Below are 19165 nucleotides of genomic sequence, written 5' to 3' on the forward strand. Positions count from 1 at the left end.
AGTTGGTAGAGCAATGGATTGAAGCTCCATGTGTCGGCGGTTCGATTCCGTCTCGCGCCATTTTTATTAATAGTATATATGCGGGTGTAGTTTAGTGGTAAAACTACAGCCTTCCAAGCTGTTGTCGCGAGTTCGATTCTCGTCACCCGCTTTGAACTTTGTTCAAATTACCAAGTTTTTAACTTGGGCGCGTAGCTCAGGTGGTTAGAGCGCACGCCTGATAAGCGTGAGGTCGGTGGTTCGAGTCCACTCGTGCCCATTAATAGGAGAATTACTCAAGAGGCTGAAGAGGACGGTTTGCTAAATCGTTAGGTCGGGTAACTGGCGCAAGGGTTCGAATCCCTTATTCTCCGTTTTATTTAGAGTTTATAACTCTTTTTTTGTATTTTTAAGAGAATAGTAGAATAAAAACTTCAGATTTGTAAAACTTAATTGGATTACTTATCTGAAGTTTTTTTGCGCTCTTTGTCAACTGTATAGGGCTGAAGAAATACTAAATTTTTATATATTGTTGATTTTATGGTTGTGCTAGTTTATTATTACTTCCAACTCTTGAGTGAAATTTCTCCGCTATTGAGCCAGATTTCTTTTCCGTTATCACATTGAACTAAAAGTTTGCCATTTTCTGAGATATCTTTAGCAAATCCCTTGTAGTCTTTCTGATCTAGTTTAAAAGTCACTTCTTTTCCTAGAACAAATGACTGTTTTTTGTATAAGTATAATAGCTCTTCTGCTGGTGTTTCGAAGAAAACACGCCATATTTCAATGATTAATTCATTTCTTGTTATAGGTGCTGGTACTTTAAATAAACTAGCAGCTTTTTCTTTTAATTCTTGAGGGAAGTCTTTGATAGCAAAATTGATTCCTACTCCAATAATGATATCTGTGACTAAGCCAGTTTCTACAGAGGTCATTGCTTCAGTGAGGATTCCTCCAATTTTATGATTGTTTAGGTAGATATCATTGACCCATTTTATGTCGACATCTATTAAAGTTAGGTTCTTAATGGCTTTGTAGACAGCTCCAGCTACAAGTAGTGTGTAGGACGGTAATTTGTCGTAAGGAAGATTTGGTTTAAGATGGAGTGTCATATAAATGCCACCTTGTGGGGAGTAGAAAGAACGTTGGAAACGACCTCGACCAGCTGTTTGATAGGAAGCTAGATAGAGAGTGTTTGCTTCATGTCCTAAATCAATTGCTTCTTTTGCATCGAGTTGTGTTGATCTTGTTTCAGGTTTAAAACTGATTTTAATTGGAAGATTTTGTTCTAGAAGTTCCGGAAGAATAAGATCCCCATTCACCAGCTTATAGCCTTTGTTTTTGATACTATCAATTTCAATGCCTTCTTGTTCTAGACGCTTGATGGCTTTCCAAATCGATGTTCGACTGAGGGATAGTTCTTCTGCAATCTTTTCTCCGCTGATATAATCGCTTTCTTTAGCTAGAATTTGGTAGACGGCTTGGTAGGATTTCATAGTGTTTCCTTTCTCACTAGTTGGTGTTGAGAATATTCTTTTCTTGTTTGACTTGGAGTCTGGTTAAAGTATTGTTTATAAGCTTTAGAAAAATGTAGTGGATCTGAAAAGCCTACTGAGTATGCAATTACCTTGATGGACTCTTGGGTATTTTCGAGAAGTTGTTTAGCTCGATACATTCGAACGTATAGTAGGTATTCTTTGGGGGATAAGGAGTTAAATTCTTTGAATACGCTTGATAAGTAGCTTCTGTGAACGGATAGTTCTTTTGCTAAATCTTGAATTGTAATTGATTGGGGATAGTGGCTATCAATTAATCTTTTGCATTCAAGATAGAGTTGGTGGGTTGATGAAATATTCTTTTTTTTCTGATTGGGAGCAATAGTTCCCAGATGAAACATCAGTTCATGGAGTTGTCCCATGATATGGAGTTGAGCTAATTCATTTGATTTGGTAATCTGAGCGAAGCGGACAATGTCTGAGATGAGTTTTGCAGTGGTCTGGGTATGACAAGTTTCAGATTGGATGAGATAGGATTGATCAGAAATTTGAGAAAGAGCAAAATAATCAGGAGCTTTCCCTCCAGTGATTCCTAACCAGTAGTAGGCCCAGGGTTCTTTACTATCTGCTTGATAAAAGGTTAGTTCCTCTGGTTTTAATAGAAAGAAATCTCCCTCTTTTAAATCAACAATTTTACCCTTGTAATGAAATGTTCCTTGTCCTTTGGTAATGTAATGCAGGACGTATGTATCTCGAATTGCTGGACCAAAAGAGTAACTAGGTGTGCATTCCTCATATCCATAAAAGCTTAGGGAAAGGTCAATTGTTCCAGTCTGGTATTCTGAAAAAACTAGCATGTGCTACCTCCTACCTAACATTTTACCATATTCTTGAGACATTTTTCTATTTTAGAAAGCGATTTCAGATGATAAAATATAGTCAATAAAGTGATGAGGTGAAGTAAATGGGAGTTAGGATAGAGAATAATCTATTTTATGTTGAGAGTAAAAATCTAAGTTTGATTATTGAAAATCGAAATGGTTACTTACTTTTGAAACATTTAGGAAAGACTATTAAGAACTATAAAGGTTCCAATAGTGTTTATGAACGAGACCATGCCTTTTCAGGAAATCCAACAGCTACTAATCGAACCTTTAGTTTAGATACTCAACGTCAAATTTTTGGACAACATGGCTTAGGAGATTTTAGGAAACCAACTATACAGATTCAGCATAGTGTAACTGAAGTAACAGACTTTCGATTTGTAGAAGCAAAAATTTTAAAAGGTCAGAATGGTCCACAGGGCTTACCTTCTCCACATAGCATGGATGATATAGAAACTCTTGTCTTAGTGTTAGAAGATTCTAAGGCTCAACTTAGTCTGAATTTGTATTATACTGCTTTTAATAATGATTCGACAATTGCTAGCTACAGTAAATTAGAGAATAATAGTAATCAGGAAGTTGTCATTCATAAAGATTTTTCTTTTATGGCTGATTTCCCTACTGCAGCTTACGAAATCGTAACTCTTCAGGGTGCTTATGCTCGTGAAAAGACTGTCAGACGTCAACAGGTAGAACAAGGAATCTTTTCGATTAGTTCGAACCGTGGAGCTTCTGGGCATGCTCAAACACCAGTTCTTTTACTATGTGATCAAGGAGTCACAGAGGATGCTGGGAATGTGTTTGCTATTCAACTAATGTATAGTGGAAACTTTGAAGCTTTTGTTCAAAAAAATCAATTGAATGAAGTTCGGCTGGCTATTGGGATTAATCCGGAAAACTTTTCTTGGAAGTTAGACCCTGAGGAATACTTTGAAACACCGGTAGCTTTAGTGACCTATTCAGATAAGGGATTAACTGGTGTTAGTCATGAAAGTCAGAATTTTGTACTGAAGCACATTATGCCAAGTAAATTTTCTAAAAAAGAACGTCCAATTCTAATCAATAACTGGGAAGCTACTTACTTTGACTTTCAGAGAGAAAAGCTGTTAGAGCTAGCTGATGAAGCTAAGAAAGTTGGAATTGAGCTTTTTGTATTAGATGATGGTTGGTTTGGCAATCGTTTTGATGATAATCGTGCTTTAGGTGATTGGGTTGTTAATGAGAAAAAACTGGGTGGAAGTCTTGAAAGTCTGATTTCAGCTATCCACGACAGAGGTTTGCAGTTTGGGCTTTGGTTAGAACCTGAGATGATTTCTGTAGATAGTGATTTGTATCGTAAACATCCTGACTGGGCTATTCAGGTTTCAGGATATGAGCATACCTATTCTAGAAATCAATTAGTACTTAATCTTGCCAATCCTCAGGTAGTAGAATACTTGAAAAATGTCTTAGATCAACTCCTATCTTATCATGAGATTGATTACATTAAATGGGATATGAATCGTAATATGACTAATCTGGGGAATGGTTCGAACTATCTAGAGACAAAGATGCAATCTCATCAGTATATGCTTGGGCTTTATGAACTCGTTTCTTATCTAACAGAGAAACACAGCCATATTCTCTTTGAGTCCTGCTCTGGTGGCGGTGGACGAAATGATCTTGGTATGATGCGCTATTTCCCACAAGTCTGGGCTAGTGATAATACTGATGCTATTGCACGTTTACCAATTCAATACGGTTCATCCTATCTCTATCCAACAATTTCTATGGGGGCTCATGTGTCAGCAGTACCGAATCATCAGATGGGGAGAACGACACCATTAGAAACACGTGGTCATGTAGCAATGATGGGAAATTTGGGATTTGAGCTTGATTTGACAAGTTTATCAGCTGAAGAGAAAGCTGAGATTGCTAATCAGGTGAACTTGTATAAAGAATTACGACCAGTAGTTCAGTTAGGACAACAGTATAGACTAATTAATACTGATACTGCATCCAATGAAGCAGCTCTACAATTTAATTACAAAAATCAAACGATTGTAACCTACGTTCGCGTTTTATCAGTTGTAGAGACTATGGAAACAACTTTAAAGTTAAAAGATTTGGATGAAGAGGGACTATATGAATTACAGGAAAATGGCGAAGTTTACTCAGGTGCAGAACTAATGTATGCGGGTTTAACTGTTATTTTATCCCAAGGAGATTTTTTGAGTAGACAGTATATTTTTAGAAGACTATAATAAAGGTGTATAAATTTATAAAGGAGGCTTTCCAATGAAATGGTATAAGAAAGCAGGTTTTCTTTTAGTCGCTGGGGCTAGTTTACTAGGTCTAGCAGCTTGTGGTCAGAATAATCAATCGACTGATGGAAAGGTAACGATTGAATTTTTTAACCAGAAGACCGAAATGGCGGATACTTTGCAAAAAATTGTAGATAATTTTGAAAAGGATCATCCTACTATTGATGTAAAACTGACGACTGTTCCGGCAGCTGGCATTGTTCTGAAGACTCGGATTTTATCAGGAGATGTTCCAGATATTGTTAATATCTATCCTCAAAATATGGATTTTCAGGAGTGGGCAAAAGCAGGTTACTTTACAGATATGACAGGGAAATCTTATCTTGAGAACATTAAGAATGACTATGCAGAAAAGTATGCAATCAATAATAAGATTTATAGTGTTCCTTTAACTGCTAACCTTTATGGAATCTATTACAATAAAACAAAGTTTAAAGAATTAGGACTTGAGGAACCGAAGACTTTTAAAGAGTTTCAAGAGATTGTTAAAAAGATAAAAGATAGTGGGAATTCTCCGTTTGCAGTTGCAGGCAATGAAGGATGGACATTAAACGGTTATCACCAACTTTCTCTCATTACCATTACAGGCAGTGGAGACGCAGCTAATAACTATCTTCGCTTTTCAAAACCAAATGCTATTTCTGTAGATGATGCTATTTTAAAAGCAGATGCAGAACGACTAGATTTGTTGGCAGATAATGCTCAAGATGGATGGCGTGGTGCCTCTTATAATGATGCGGTGGTAGCATTCTCGAATGAAAAAGCTTTTATGATGCCACAAGGATCGTGGGCGTTAGCGGCAATTAATCAACAGGATCCAAAATTTGAGGTGGGGATGTTTGCCTTCCCAGGAGAAGAAGCAGGAAAAGAAGTCACTGTTGGTGCAGGGGACATGGCATTATCAACTTCAGCTACTAGCAAACATCCTAAAGAAACCGAAGAATTTATCAGCTATATGACTAGTCCAAAAGCTATGCAGTCATATTATGATGTAGATGGATCACCAGTTGCGGTGAAAGGCATACAGGAAAAAGAAGATTCAGCGCTTGCAGAGATTTCTAAACTGGCCTTTACGGATAAACATTATGTTTGGTTGGGCCAACGCTGGAACTCTGAAGAAGACTTTTTTAATCTAAGTACAGGTTACCTGATGGATAAAAATCTGAAAAATATGGCAAACAATCTCAATGCTTTCTTTAATCCAATGAAGGCAGATTTGGACTAGAATAGGAGTTAAGATGATATGGCTATTCGAAAATTTTTAAATAAATACTGGGGTTGGACATTTTTGCTCATCCCGCTTGCTTTACAAGCTATCTTCTTTTACTTTCCGATGGTGCAAGGTGCTTTCTATAGTTTGACTAACTGGACTGGATTGACCTATAATTATAAATTTGTTGGTTTGAACAACTACAAATTGCTAATGATTGATGGGAAATTCTTCACAGCCATAGCCTTTACTTTGATTTTAACTCTGGCATTGATTATTGGAGAGATTACGATTGGGATGGTTGTGGCACGAGCCTTAAATTCTAAGATGAAGGGGCAGACCTTCTTTAGAGCTTGGTTCTTTTTCCCGGCTGTTTTATCTGGTTTGACAGTATCCTTGATTTTTAAACAATTCTTCAACTATGGTCTTCCAACGATTGGAAAAATTTTAGGGATTAGTTTTTTACAAGAAAGTCTATTAGGAACACCAATTGGAGCGGTAGTGGCAACTATTTTTGTTCTTCTATGGCAAGGAGTAGCAATGCCAATTATTCTCTTTCTTGCTGGTCTTCAGAGTATTCCAAGTGATATTTTGGAGGCGGCATCAATTGATGGTGCAACAAGCAAACAAACTTTTTGGAAGATTGAATTACCATATTTGCTACCAACGATTTCTATGGTTTTTATCCTAGCTCTTAAGTCCGGTTTGACAGCCTTTGACCAAATTTTTGCCTTGACGAGTGGTGGTCCAAATAATGCTACAACGTCTCTTGGCCTTTTAGTCTACAACTATGCCTTCAAGAGTAATCAATATGGATATGCGAATGCAATTGCCTTGATTTTATTCTTAATTATTGGAATTGTTTCTCTTATCCAAATCAAACTATCAAAGAAATTTGAAATCTAATAGGGGAGTCTTACACATGAAAAAAGAAGAAAAATTGAATCAGTTTTGGAAATATGTCCTCTTGATAGTAGGTGGTATTCTTATACTTGTTCCTTTGTTGGTAACGGTTTTCAGTTCCTTCAAGACAACCAAGGATATCATGAATCATTTTTTTGGTTTGCCAAATCCTTTTACATTAAGCAATTATGAACGATTGGTTTCGGATGGGATTGGAGGCTATTTCTGGAATTCAGCTGTTATTACGGTGTTATCATTGATTGTAGTAGCCTTCTTTATACCAGCTGCAGCCTATTCCATTGCTCGAAATATGTCCAAGAAAAAAGCCTTTGCAATTATGTATTCGCTCTTGATCTTAGGGATATTTGTTCCATTTCAGGTGATTATGATTCCCATCACAGTTATGATGAGTAAACTCGGTCTAGCAAATATGTGGGGGTTGGTAATACTCTACCTAACTTATGCTATTCCACAAACTCTCTTCTTGTATGTTGGTTATATAAAAATCAGTGTACCAGATAGTTTAGATGAAGCTGCAGAAATTGATGGGGCTGATCGATTTACAACTTACCGTCGAATTATCTTTCCAATGCTGAAACCAATGCATGCTACAACCTTGATTATCAATGCACTATGGTTCTGGAATGACTTTATGTTGCCACTGTTGATTCTGAATAAGGATTCCAAGATGTGGACTTTGCCTCTCTTCCAGTACAACTACCAAGGTCAGTACTTTAATGACTATGGGCCAAGCTTTGCATCCTATATTGTGGGAATTGTAACGATAACCATTGTCTACCTCATCTTCCAAAAACATATTATTTCGGGAATGAGCAACGGGGCAGTGAAGTAAGAAAATGCTTAGGGAGTCTATAATTCCTGATACAGAGGAACAGTTCAGCTTGTTGACAATTCTATGTAGAAAACAAGAAAGTAGTACTTAGTTGCTTGCAATCTATATTAATACGAGTTCAATGTGAACAAAAATTTTAAAATATTTTTTATTTACGAAGCCAGGTCATACGAGACTTGGCTTCGATTTAAAAAGGAGAGTAATGATGCCAATTCAAAATAAAACCATGTTGATTACCTATTCTGATAGTCTTGGAAATAATCTTAAAGATCTATATACGAATTTGGAAGAGCATTTTGGGGATGCTATTGGGGGAGTTCACCTTCTACCATTTTTCCCGTCAACAGGTGATCGTGGATTTGCGCCAGTTGACTACGACGAAGTGGACTCAGCTTTTGGTGATTGGGAGGATATTAAACGTTTAGGTGAAAAATATTATCTTATGTTTGACTTTATGATTAATCATATTTCTCGTCAATCTAAGTATTATAAGGACTATCAAGAAAAACATGAAGCCAGTGAATTTAAAGCTCTCTTTTTAAACTGGGACAAGTTTTGGCCAGAAAATCGTCCGACACAAGCTGATGTGGATTTAATTTACAAGCGTAAGGATCGTGCACCAAAGCAAGAGATTGTGTTTGAAGATGGTTCAGTGGAACATTTGTGGAATACCTTTGGTGAGGAGCAGATTGATCTTGATGTGACCAAAGAAGTAACGATGGAATTTATCCGTAAGACCATTCAGCACTTGGCAAGTAACGGGTGTGATTTGATTCGTCTAGACGCCTTTGCTTATGCAGTGAAGAAGTTGGATACCAATGATTTCTTTGTGGAACCAGATATTTGGGATTTGTTGGATAAAGTCCGAGATATCGCTGCTGAGTATGGGACAGAGCTCTTACCTGAGATTCATGAACATTATTCTATTCAGTTTAAAATAGCGGATCATGATTACTATGTTTATGATTTTGCCCTTCCAATGGTGACTCTTTATACTCTTTACAGTTCCAGAACAGAGCGCTTAGCCAAGTGGTTAAAGATGAGCCCGATGAAGCAATTTACGACACTAGATACCCATGATGGGATTGGAGTGGTGGATGTCAAGGATATCCTGACCGATGAAGAAATTGACTATGCTTCAAATGAGCTCTATAAGGTTGGAGCGAATGTCAAACGTAAGTACTCCAGTGCAGAGTATAACAATCTAGATATCTACCAAATCAATTCAACCTACTATTCTGCGCTTGGAGATGATGATGTCAAGTATTTCCTTGCCCGTCTGATTCAAGCTTTTGCCCCAGGTATTCCCCAAGTCTACTATGTGGGTCTACTAGCAGGAAAGAATGACCTGGAATTATTAGAAGAAACCAAAGAAGGTCGAAATATTAATCGTCATTACTATAGCAATGAGGAAATAGCAGAAGAAGTCCAACGTCCTGTAGTGAAGGCCCTTCTCAATCTATTTTCTTTCCGTAATCGTTCAGAAGCATTTGATTTAGAAGGAACTATTGACGTTAAAACACCAACAGCCCACAGCATTGTAATCAAACGTCAAAATAAAGATAAGTCCGTAACAGCAGTAGCAGAAATTGATTTGCAAAATCAGACTTATCGGGTAATTGAGAACGGAATTGAAGTAACATTTTGAAGCCTTGATATGGTTGATAAAATAGGGTTTTTATTTTAGAAAACGTTTCCTTTGTTTTCAAATTGCTAAAAAAGTGGTACAATATAGGGTAGCTTACTATTATCTGAATCAATTGATTTGGAGAGAAAGGATTCATTTTGAAATCAATAGGCTTTATTGAAAAGCTGAAAGGGTTGTCTAGTAAAGAGCTGATTTTATTGGGAATTATCCTGAGTATCTTTTTACCCTTTTATCTTTTTGTAGTTGTATTCTGTTTATATATTATCAGTTTAATTTTTACAGGGGATATGAAAAGTATTCTTCAGAAAATGGGGGAGCATCCGATGCTGCTTCTTTTTCTTGGCTATAGTACTGTTATATCCGTTTTTGCACAAAATTGGATGGGAGTTGTGGCTTCGGTAGGAATTTTTCTTTTTACTATTTTCTTTTTGCACTATCAGTCGATTTTATCACATAAATTCTTTCGCTTGATTTTGCAGCTCGTCTTATTTGGTAGTGTATTGTCAGCTGCTTTTGCGAGTTTAGAGCATTTCCAAATTGTGAAGAAATTCAACTATGCTTTTCTTTCACCCAATATGCAGGTCTGGCATCAGAATAGAGCAGAAGTGACCTTCTTTAATCCTAATTATTATGGAATTATTTGTTGTTTCTGTATCATGATTGCCTTCTATCTGTTTACAACGACCAAGTTGAATTGGTTGAAAGTATTCTGTGTGTTTGCAGGCTTTGTGAATCTCTTTGGATTGAACTTTACTCAAAATCGAACCGCCTTTCCTGCTATTATCGCTGGAGCCATTATTTATCTCTTTACGACCATTAAAAACTGGAAGGCCTTTTGGCTTAGTATTGGGGTCTTTGCGATTGGCTTGAGTTTCCTCTTTTCCAGTGATTTGGGAGTTCGGATGGGGACTTTAGACTCTTCTATGGAGGAACGAATTTCTATCTGGGATGCTGGGATGGCCTTGTTTAAGCAAAATCCTTTTTGGGGTGAGGGGCCATTGACCTACATGCACTCGTATCCTCGGATAAATGCTCCTTATCATGAACATGCTCACAGCCTTTATATTGATACGATTCTGAGTTACGGAGTTGTGGGGACTATTTTATTAGTTTTGTCTTCTGTTGCTCCTGTTCGATTGATGATGGATATGAGTCAGGAGTCGGGGAAACGTCCGATTATCGGTCTTTATCTGTCTTTCCTTACAGTGGTTGCTGTACATGGAATTTTTGACTTGGCCCTCTTCTGGATTCAGTCAGGTTTCATTTTCTTACTAGTTATGTGCAGTATTCCGTTGGAGCATCGAACTTTGGTATCGGACATGACGGATTAAGTTTATAAGATTAAAATCTTCTACCTTGGGTAGGAGATTTTTTTACTGGGAAAAATTATTTCCAAATCGAAATAGTTGACAGTTAGAACGATGAGTGTTACAATTGTTTTATTCTTTTCGATATCGAAATAAATTGGAGGTGTTATGAAGGATAGTCATTTGCTAGCCCATCATATTCGTTTGTTGAATGGGCGGATTTTTCAAAAGTTACTGAGCCAAGACCCTGAAGCTCTTTATCGGAGTGAGCAGGGCAAGATTTTAGCGGTTTTATGGAATAGTGAAACTGGCTGTGCAACTGCAACAGATATTGCGCTTGCGACTGGGCTTGCTAACAATACACTGACGACGATGATTAAAAAACTAGAGGAACAAAATCTTGTAGCTATTAGTCCATGTGGAGAAGATAAGCGTAAGAAGTATTTGGTTTTAACAGAGTTGGGGCAGTCTCAGAAAGAAGTGGGGTATCGTGTCAGTCAGAAATTGGATACGATCTTTTACAAAGGATTTTCAGAGGAAGAAATTCGTCAGTTTGAAGCCTTTCAAGAAAGAATTTTGGATAATCTGAAAGAGGAGGAAAATGAGGTTTAAAATGGAGCAAATTAGCTGTTTATAAGTAAAGACCACTTTTGACTTTGTTTTCCAACTCTTAGGACAAGGAAACTATGTGGTTAGCTATGGTCAGACTCAGATTGGTGGAGTTGCCTATGCCCAGTATGACATCTTCCGTCTAGAAAACGGGAAAATTGTGGAACATTGGGATAATAAGGAAGTCATGCCTAAGGTAGAAGACTTGACCAATAGAGGGAAGTTTTAAATTGAGGATACAGAATGATTGAATACAAAAATGTGGCGCTACGCTACACAGAAAAAGATGTCTTGAGAGATGTTAATTTACGGATTGAGAATGGCGAGTTTATGGTTTTAGTTGGTCCATCTGGATCAGGTAAGACGACCATGATCAAGATGGTCAACCGCCTCTTGGAACCGACTGATGGAAATATTTATATGGATGGCAAGCGTATCAAAGACTATGATGAGCGTGAACTTCGTCTTTCTACTGGTTATGTTTTACAGGCCATTGCTCTCTTTCCTAATCTAACGGTCGCGGAAAATATTGCCCTGATTCCTGAGATGAAGGGTTGGACTAAGGAAGAAATTGCTCAGAAAACAGAAGAGCTTTTGGCTAAGGTTGGTTTACCAGTGGCTGAGTATGGACATCGACTTCCTAATGAATTATCTGGTGGAGAACAGCAACGGGTCGGTATTGTTCGTGCTATGATTGGTCAGCCTAAGATTCTCCTCATGGATGAACCTTTTTCAGCCTTGGATGCTATTTCGAGAAAACAGTTGCAGATTCTGACGAAAGAATTGCATAAAGAATTTGGGATGACAACGATTTTTGTAACCCATGATACGGATGAAGCTCTGAAATTGGCAGACCGTATTGCTGTCTTGCAGGATGGAGAGATTCGCCAGGTAGCGAATCCCGAGACCATTTTAAAAGCCCCTGCAACAGAATTTGTAGCAGACTTGTTTGGAGGTAGTGTTCATGACTAATTTAATTGCAACTTTTCAGGATCGTTTTAGTGATTGGTTGACAGCTCTATCTCAACATTTGCAGTTGTCACTTTTGACCCTGTTACTAGCTATTTTGCTTGCGATTCCTTTGGCTGTTTATCTTCGCTATCATGAGAAGTTGGCGGATTGGGTCTTACAGATTGCAGGGATTTTCCAGACCATCCCGTCTCTGGCCTTGTTGGGACTTTTTATCCCCTTGATGGGAATTGGAACCTTGCCTGCTTTGACAGCTCTAGTGATTTATGCGATCTTCCCGATTTTACAAAATACCATCACTGGGCTGAAAGGAATTGATCCGAACCTGCAAGAGGCTGGGATTGCCTTTGGGATGACTAGGTGGGAGCGACTCAAGAAGTTTGAAATTCCACTTGCTATGCCTGTTATGATGTCTGGGATTCGGACGGCAGCGGTCTTGATTATCGGTACGGCAACCTTGGCTGCCTTGATTGGTGCAGGGGGACTGGGTTCCTTTATCCTTTTGGGAATTGACCGTAATAATGCCAGTCTGATTTTGATTGGGGCCCTTTCTTCTGCAGTGCTTGCCATTGCCTTTAATTTCCTGCTAAAAGTGATGGAAAAAGCAAAATTGCGGACGATTTTTTCTGGTTTTGCCTTGGTGACAATATTGCTCGGTCTGTCTTATAGCCCAGCCCTCTTAGCTCAAAAAGAGAAAGAAAACTTGGTTATTGCTGGGAAATTGGGTCCAGAACCAGAAATTTTAGCCAATATGTATAAGTTGCTGATTGAAGAAAATACTAGTATGACTGCGACTGTTAAACCGAATTTTGGGAAGACAAGCTTTCTTTATGAAGCTCTGAAAAAAGGCGATATTGACATTTATCCTGAATTTACTGGTACGGTGACTGAAAGTCTACTTCAACCATCACCGAAAGTGAGTCATGAGCCAGATCAGGTTTATCAGGTGGCGCGTGATGGCATTGCCAAACAGGATCATCTAGCCTATCTCAAACCTATGTCTTATCAAAATACCTATGCTGTAGCTGTTCCGAAAAAGATTGCTCAAGAATATGGCTTGAAGACCATTTCGGATTTGAAAAAAGTGGAAGGGCAATTGAAGGCAGGCTTTACACTTGAGTTTAATGACCGTGAAGATGGAAATAAGGGCTTGCAGTCAATGTATGGTCTCAATCTCAATGTAGCGACCATGGAGCCAGCTCTTCGCTATCAGGCAATTCAGTCAGGCGATATTCAAATTACGGATGCCTATTCGACCGATGCGGAATTGGCGCGTTATGATTTGCAGGTCTTGGAAGATGACAAGCAACTCTTTCCACCTTATCAAGGGGCTCCACTGATGAAAGAAGCTCTTCTCAAGAAACATCCAGAGTTGGAAACAGTTCTCAATAAATTGGCTGGTAAAATTACTGAAAGCCAGATGAGCCAGCTTAACTATCAAGTGGGTGTTGAAGGCAAGTCAGCAGAACAAGTAGCCAAGGAATTTCTACAAGAACAAGGTTTGTTGAAAAAATAGCTTGAAAAGCTAAACTCAACTTGGTTAAACGACTATATAGAAAAATGCTCAGACAATCTTGTCTGGGCTTTTTTGATATTAGAGTTACTGAATGTCTTTCAAAATGGAAAATAAGAGGAAATTTTCAGGATTTTCTAAAATTTTACTGTAAATACACTTGACTATTCACAAAATAGGTGTATAATGTGTTGTGAACTACTTAACAAATAGAGATTTCCAGCTCATGTCGACTAAGGATGGAAATCCTGTGTATAGACAGTTCAGTAGATATATAATAGAGCGTTGCGTCCGAAAGTCTATCCAGACACGGCTCTTTAAAAACAAAAGGAGAAAATATGACGACTTATTTGTAAACAAAACTCAAGAATATCAAAATTACTCTTGGTGAAATGTCTGGCGGTTACCGCCGTATGGTTGCTGCTATGGCTGATTTAGGATTTTCAGGAACTATGAAGGCTATCTGGAATGACCTCTTTGCCAATCGTAGTTTTTCCCAGTGGCTTTACCTGCTAGTTTTAGGAAGTTTTCCAATCTGGCTTGAGTTGATTTATGAACACCGCATTGTTGACTGGGTTGGGATGATTTGTAGCCTGACTGGAATTATCTGTGTCATCTTTGTATCAGAAGGTCGAGCAAGTAATTACCTTTTTGGTTTGATTAACTCTGTCATTTACCTTATCTTGGCTTTGCAGAAAGGCTTCTATGGTGAGGTTTTAACAACTCTCTATTTTACAATTATGCAGCCAATTGGTCTCTTGGTTTGGATTTATCAAGCCCAGTTTAAGAAAGAACAACAAGAGTTTGTCGCACGTAAACTAGACGGCAAGGGTTGGACAAAGTATCTTTCTATTAGTGTTCTTTGGTGGTTGGCCTTTGGGTTTATTTATCAGTCTATCGGAGCTAATCGTCCCTATCGTGATTCTATCACTGATGCGACCAATGGTGTAGGGCAAATCCTCATGACAGCTGTTTACCGTGAACAGTGGATATTCTGGGCTGCTACTACTGTCTTTTCAATCTATCTCTGGTGGGGAGAAAGCCTGCAAATCCAAGGAAAATACCTGATTTACTTGATCAATAGTCTAGTTGGGTGGTATCAGTGGAGCAAGGCAGCAAAAAGCGCTTAAAAAGTAAAAAAGGATCATCTGATCCTTTTTGTGTTAGAGCAAAATGAATAATACCGTAATGATAATAGCGGTCGTTATACGAACGATGTGGTGCGAGATATGTTGCTTTTCTTTCTGTTGGCCGTTCCAGTAGGCTCCATAGCAGACGATACTCGAACCCACAATCCATAGAAGAATGGTTGCAACTGGAACGAAGTAAAAGATGGCTAGAGCCAGAGATGTGAGGCAACTGCCAACCAAGATGCACGTGTTTCCCAGACTGTAGTTCTTTTGTTTCATGGCTGAAAAAGCAGCAGCAAGGTGAAGCAATGAGAAGGCGAGAGCTAGTACAATTGTTAGTATTCCTAGAATCATCGAAGTTAACATAGTTGGTTCCTTTCTGAGTTTCAGGCTTAGTTATCAAGTGGAGTTGTAGAGGTCATCTCTATTACATCAAGGTAAAATTTCACCACTTGGTTTTCGGTATAAGATTTTCCTTTTTTTAGCCACCAAGTTAGGGTCTCGATAAAGTTCGTTACAACAAAATGCTGGAGGTAGGAGTCCGGAATGTTTGGATAGGCTTCTTGCAAGTCATCCGCCACCATGGGATAAACGTGGTGTTTGAGTTCCCTGTGTAGTTGGCGGAGGAAGTAGTCGTTTTTGGAAAAAAGGAGACTGGTGACATGGTCCTGGTTTTTCTGAAAATGTAAAAAGATATGTGCGAGGTAGTCCTCGGTAGTCAAGTGTCCTTCCCTTTCAAAGAGATGATGAAAGAGGTAGCGACAGAGCTCATCTAAAAGGAGTTCCTTACTCTCGTAGTGACAGTAAAAAGTGGAGCGCCCAACATCTGCTAGGTCAATGATATCCTGAACAGTAGTGGCATCATAGCCCTTGTCGTTCAAAAGTTGTAAAAAAGCTTGGTAGATGGCTTTTTTCGTCTTGCTGACTCGACGGTCTCTTTTTGTCATATAGACACTAGTGACAAACTGTTCAGAACTGAACAGGACTGACAGTTTGCTTCTATCCTTTCTTTGGATTTTATTAGATAATACAAATGAAAGAAGTATGTATATACCCATTATACCAAAGGAGGGAGAGAAATGAGTTCTAAAACATCTATCTGGTTAGCTTTTTTCTTAAATTTAAGCTATGCGATTGTTGAGTTTATCGCAGGAGGAATCTTTGGTTCGAGTGCAGTTCTTGCTGATTCTGTTCATGACTTGGGAGATGCTATAGCCATTGGCATATCTGCCCTTTTAGAAACGATTTCCAATCGTGAAGAAGATAGACAGTACACCTTGGGTTACAAACGTTTTAGTCTTTTAGGGGCCATGCTAACGGCTGTGATTCTTATGATAGGGTCTGTCCTAGTGATTTTGGAAAATGTCACAAAGATCGCTCACCCGCAACCCGTTAATGAGGAAGGGATTCTCTGGCTGGGAATCATTGCGGTAGCTATCAATGTGCTAGCTAGTCTGGTAGTTCGTAAGGGAAAAACAAAGAATGAATCTATTCTTAGCTTGCATTTTTTGGAAGATACTCTTGGTTGGTTGGCTGTCATTCTAATGGCGATTATTCTTCGATTTACGGACTGGTATATCCTCGATCCGCTTTTATCTCTGGTCATTTCCATCTTTATTCTGTCGAAAGCCATTCCACGCTTTTGGAGTGCACTAAAAATTTTCCTAGATGCTGTGCCAGAAGGGGTCGAGACAAGTGATTTGGAGAAAGATTTAGAGGCTCTACCCAATGTCAAAAGTGTTAATCAACTTAGCATTTGGTCCATGGATGGTCTAGAGAATAATGCTATTGTTCACATTTGTATCAAGGACTGGGAACAGATGATGGAAACCAAAGAAGTGGTGCGTCAATGTTTAGAAGAAAGAGGCGTGCAGAATATCACTATTGAAGTAGATAGCAGTCAAAGCAATCATGCGCAACATAAGCGGAGGGTGAGAGAATTAGAGCAGAAGCATGGGCATCATCATTAGAAAAGCGACCTCGCTAGAGGTCGTTTTGTTATCCTATTCATTCCTTGTACTCTCTCTCAGAGTCAGTCTGGTTCCCAGCATAGTCAGGCTAGGGATTTTGCGACCGTGGAGTACTTCCTTGTTAAGAATATCCATGCCTGCTCTGCCCATTTCTTCGGTATAGACGGTGATGCTGGAGAGGGGAGGATAGACTTGCTTGGTCAGACTAGTGTCGTTAAAGGAAATGAGGCTGACGCGGTCTGGTAGGCTGATTCCAGCTTCTTGGAGCGCACGGAGGGCACCGATGGCTAAACTATCGCTAGCTGCGAAAAAGGCTGGTGGGAGTTGGTCTCCTAAGTTCTGAATAGCCTCCTTCATTAAGTCATAGCCAGACTGGGCAGTAAAGCTTCCTTGAAAGACCAGTTCATCATGATAGATTCCTTTTGTTTGACTGTAGTTTCTGAAATTTTCCAGCCGCTTATCCTCAATGATTTCTTCTTGGTCTGTTGTTTCCTCAAGCCCTGTTAGAATCCCGATACGGTCCATCCCTTGACTGAGGAAATAATCGACAACCTGTTTCATGGCAGTGTAAAAGTCCGTGATAATGCAGGTATGTCCTAGTGAAAGAGTATCACTGTCTAGAAAGACAAGAGGCTTTTGGTATTCTTCAAAGGCAGAGATCTGAGCTCGACTAAACTTTCCGATGCAGAGAATCCCGATGACTTCCTCGCTCAGTGTAAAAGGATGGTCATTAAAATAGCGTAAAATATCATAGTCCAGTTCTTGGGCTCTTTTTTCTATGCCTAGGCGAATCTGGTAGTAGTAGAGGTCGTCCAGTTCCCCTTGTTCGCTGACCCATTGGATAATGGCAATCTTTTGCTTGGGCTTGTGGGACTCGCCTGTCTTGAGGTGCTTAGTGTAGCCCAACTCTTCAGCAACAGTTAAAATACGGTGTCTGGTTTCTTCTGTAACAGATAGGCTCTGGTCGCGGTTTAGGACACGGGATACGGTCGCGATAGAGACAGAAGCTAGTTGTGCAATGTCTTTTAAGGTAGCCATAAATCCTCCTTCTTTTAGGTTAGTATATCATATTTTTCTGTATTTTACTGATAGTTTAGTAAAAGTTTAGTAAAAAGGATTGACCTTGGGAAATCCCTTGGATACAATAGAAGAAAGCGATTACACGTTAAGGTGACTTAACGGACAGTAAAAGGAGAAATCATATGACACAACATCTTACTGCTGAAACTCTTCGCAAAGACTTTCTTGCTGTTTTTGGTCAAGAAGCAGACCAAACTTTCTTTTCACCAGGTCGTATCAATTTGATTGGTGAACACACAGACTACAACGGTGGGCACGTTTTTCCTGCTGCTATTTCCTTGGGAACTTACGGTGCAGCTCGTAAGCGTGACGACCAAGTTTTACGTTTCTACTCAGCTAACTTTGAGGACAAGGGTATTATCGAAGTGCCTCTCGCCGACCTCAAGTTTGAAAAAGAGCACAACTGGACCAACTATCCAAAAGGTGTCCTTCATTTCTTGCAAGAAGCTGGACACGTGATTGACAAAGGTTTTGATTTTTATGTTTATGGGAATATCCCAAATGGTGCTGGCTTGTCTTCTTCAGCGTCCTTGGAACTTTTGACTGGGGTTGTGGCAGAGCATCTCTTTGATTTAAAACTAGACCGTTTGGATTTGGTAAAAATTGGAAAACAAACAGAAAACAACTTTATCGGAGTCAACTCTGGCATTATGGACCAGTTTGCTATCGGTATGGGTGCAGACCAACGTGCTATTTACCTTGATACCAACACCTTAGAGTATGATTTGGTACCGCTTGATTTAAAGGACAATGTCGTTGTTATTATGAACACCAATAAACGCCGTGAATTGGCTGACTCTAAGTACAATGAACGTCGTGCTGAGTGTGAAAAAGCAGTGGAAGAATTGCAAGTTGCTTTAGATATTCAGACCTTGGGTGAATTGGATGAGTGGGCCTTTGACCAATACAGCTACCTAATCAAAGATGAAAATCGTTTGAAACGTGCTCGCCATGCTGTGCTTGAAAACCAACGTACCCTCAAAGCTCAAGCAGCCCTTCAAGCAGGAGATTTGGAAACATTTGGTCGTTTGATGAATGCGTCACACGTTTCCCTAGAGCATGATTATGAAGTAACTGGTTTGGAATTGGATACTCTTGTTCACACAGCTTGGGCACAAGAAGGAGTTCTCGGTGCTCGTATGACAGGGGCAGGTTTTGGCGGATGTGCCATTGCCTTGGTGCAAAAAGATGCTGTTGATGCCTTTAAGGAAGCTGTTGGCAAACACTACGAGGAAGTAGTTGGCTACGCTCCAAGCTTCTATATCGCTGAAGTTGCAGGTGGCACTCGCGTCCTTGACTAGTTAAAAGGAG

Annotated in this window: 17 protein-coding genes, 3 tRNA genes and 1 pseudogene; 16 read left to right on the forward strand and 5 right to left on the reverse strand. The window is 39.2% G+C overall.

Annotated features, from left to right (window positions below; genetic code table 11):
• Positions 1-80 precede the first annotated feature (80 nt).
• The 3 genes from ADJ60_RS03120 (at position 81) to ADJ60_RS03130 (ending at position 353) form a co-directional block, all read left to right on the forward strand.
• Positions 81-151: transfer RNA gene (locus ADJ60_RS03120), tRNA-Gly, on the forward strand.
• Positions 152-185: 34 nt separating this feature from the next.
• Positions 186-259, forward strand: a tRNA-Ile gene (locus ADJ60_RS03125).
• A gap of 6 nt (positions 260-265) precedes the next feature.
• A tRNA-Ser gene (locus ADJ60_RS03130) sits at positions 266-353 on the forward strand.
• A gap of 186 nt (positions 354-539) precedes the next feature.
• Here ADJ60_RS03130 and birA read toward each other — a convergent pair.
• Positions 540-1475, reverse strand: coding sequence for a bifunctional biotin--[acetyl-CoA-carboxylase] ligase/biotin operon repressor BirA (gene birA / locus ADJ60_RS03135; RefSeq protein ID WP_049543405.1), 936 nt, complete (start codon positions 1473-1475; stop codon positions 540-542).
• Positions 1472-2332: an AraC family transcriptional regulator gene (locus ADJ60_RS03140; RefSeq protein WP_049543407.1), complete on the reverse strand. Its 861-nt coding sequence runs from the start codon at positions 2330-2332 to the stop codon at positions 1472-1474. Before ADJ60_RS03140 ends, birA begins: the two co-directional genes overlap by 4 nt.
• Before the next feature lie 107 nt (positions 2333-2439).
• On the opposite strand from ADJ60_RS03140, the gene ADJ60_RS03145 reads away from it, so the two are divergent.
• The 11 genes and pseudogenes from ADJ60_RS03145 (at position 2440) to pnuC (ending at position 14804) form a co-directional block, all read left to right on the forward strand.
• Positions 2440-4602 (forward strand): alpha-galactosidase, encoded by a 2163-nt coding sequence (locus tag ADJ60_RS03145; RefSeq protein ID WP_049543409.1) that lies wholly within the window; start codon positions 2440-2442, stop codon positions 4600-4602.
• Between the two features lie 34 nt (positions 4603-4636).
• Positions 4637-5887, forward strand: coding sequence for an extracellular solute-binding protein (locus ADJ60_RS03150; protein ID WP_049543411.1), 1251 nt, complete (start codon positions 4637-4639; stop codon positions 5885-5887).
• A gap of 18 nt (positions 5888-5905) precedes the next feature.
• Positions 5906-6778, forward strand: a complete 873-nt coding sequence (locus ADJ60_RS03155) for a carbohydrate ABC transporter permease (protein WP_001007686.1) — start codon at positions 5906-5908, stop codon at positions 6776-6778.
• Between the two features lie 16 nt (positions 6779-6794).
• Entirely contained in the window at positions 6795-7628 is an 834-nt protein-coding gene (locus ADJ60_RS03160) for a carbohydrate ABC transporter permease (RefSeq protein ID WP_049543414.1), read from the forward strand.
• Between the two features lie 205 nt (positions 7629-7833).
• The gene (gene gtfA / locus ADJ60_RS03165) at positions 7834-9276 is read left to right on the forward strand and encodes a sucrose phosphorylase (protein ID WP_049543417.1); all 1443 of its coding nucleotides are present in this window, start codon (positions 7834-7836) and stop codon (positions 9274-9276) included.
• 137 nt (positions 9277-9413) lie between these two features.
• A complete protein-coding gene (locus ADJ60_RS03170) occupies positions 9414-10607 on the forward strand; it encodes an O-antigen ligase family protein (protein ID WP_049543419.1) in 1194 nt (397 codons plus the stop codon).
• A 144-nt stretch (positions 10608-10751) separates the two neighbouring features.
• Positions 10752-11195 carry a MarR family winged helix-turn-helix transcriptional regulator gene (locus ADJ60_RS03175; protein ID WP_020903524.1) on the forward strand — a complete coding sequence of 148 codons (444 nt, stop codon included), beginning with the start codon at positions 10752-10754 and terminating at the stop codon, positions 11193-11195.
• 34 nt (positions 11196-11229) lie between these two features.
• Positions 11230-11421: pseudogene (locus ADJ60_RS10995) on the forward strand (polyketide cyclase); the annotation flags it as partial.
• A gap of 14 nt (positions 11422-11435) precedes the next feature.
• Positions 11436-12164, forward strand: coding sequence for an ABC transporter ATP-binding protein (locus ADJ60_RS03180; RefSeq protein WP_049543421.1), 729 nt, complete (start codon positions 11436-11438; stop codon positions 12162-12164).
• Positions 12157-13677, forward strand: coding sequence for an ABC transporter permease/substrate-binding protein (locus ADJ60_RS03185; protein ID WP_049543424.1), 1521 nt, complete (start codon positions 12157-12159; stop codon positions 13675-13677). Before ADJ60_RS03180 ends, ADJ60_RS03185 begins: the two co-directional genes overlap by 8 nt.
• Positions 13678-14066: 389 nt before the next feature.
• Entirely contained in the window at positions 14067-14804 is a 738-nt protein-coding gene (gene pnuC, locus ADJ60_RS03190; protein ID WP_000014133.1) for a nicotinamide riboside transporter PnuC, read from the forward strand.
• 33 nt (positions 14805-14837) lie between these two features.
• Here the strand turns inward: pnuC and ADJ60_RS03195 are convergent, their stop codons facing one another.
• Entirely contained in the window at positions 14838-15170 is a 333-nt protein-coding gene (locus ADJ60_RS03195) for a hypothetical protein (protein ID WP_000958147.1), read from the reverse strand.
• A 26-nt stretch (positions 15171-15196) separates the two neighbouring features.
• Positions 15197-15751: a TetR/AcrR family transcriptional regulator gene (locus ADJ60_RS03200; RefSeq protein WP_000166618.1), complete on the reverse strand. Its 555-nt coding sequence runs from the start codon at positions 15749-15751 to the stop codon at positions 15197-15199.
• 132 nt (positions 15752-15883) lie between these two features.
• Between ADJ60_RS03200 and ADJ60_RS03205 the strand changes: the two genes are divergently transcribed.
• On the forward strand, positions 15884-16774 hold the full coding sequence (locus ADJ60_RS03205; protein WP_049543429.1) for a cation diffusion facilitator family transporter: 891 nt from the start codon (positions 15884-15886) through the stop codon (positions 16772-16774).
• A 33-nt stretch (positions 16775-16807) separates the two neighbouring features.
• On the opposite strand, the gene galR is transcribed toward ADJ60_RS03205, so the two are convergent.
• Complete coding sequence (galR, locus tag ADJ60_RS03210) at positions 16808-17812, reverse strand: DNA-binding transcriptional regulator GalR (protein ID WP_049491335.1); 1005 nt, start codon at positions 17810-17812, stop codon at positions 16808-16810.
• 164 nt (positions 17813-17976) lie between these two features.
• Here galR and ADJ60_RS03215 point away from each other — a divergent pair, with 164 nt between their 5' ends.
• Positions 17977-19155, forward strand: a complete 1179-nt coding sequence (locus tag ADJ60_RS03215; RefSeq protein ID WP_049543431.1) for a galactokinase — start codon at positions 17977-17979, stop codon at positions 19153-19155.
• The last annotated feature ends 10 nt before the right edge of the window (positions 19156-19165 follow it).

The sequence above is a fragment of the Streptococcus pseudopneumoniae genome (assembly GCF_001076775.1).
GTDB lineage: Bacteria > Bacillota > Bacilli > Lactobacillales > Streptococcaceae > Streptococcus > Streptococcus pseudopneumoniae_G.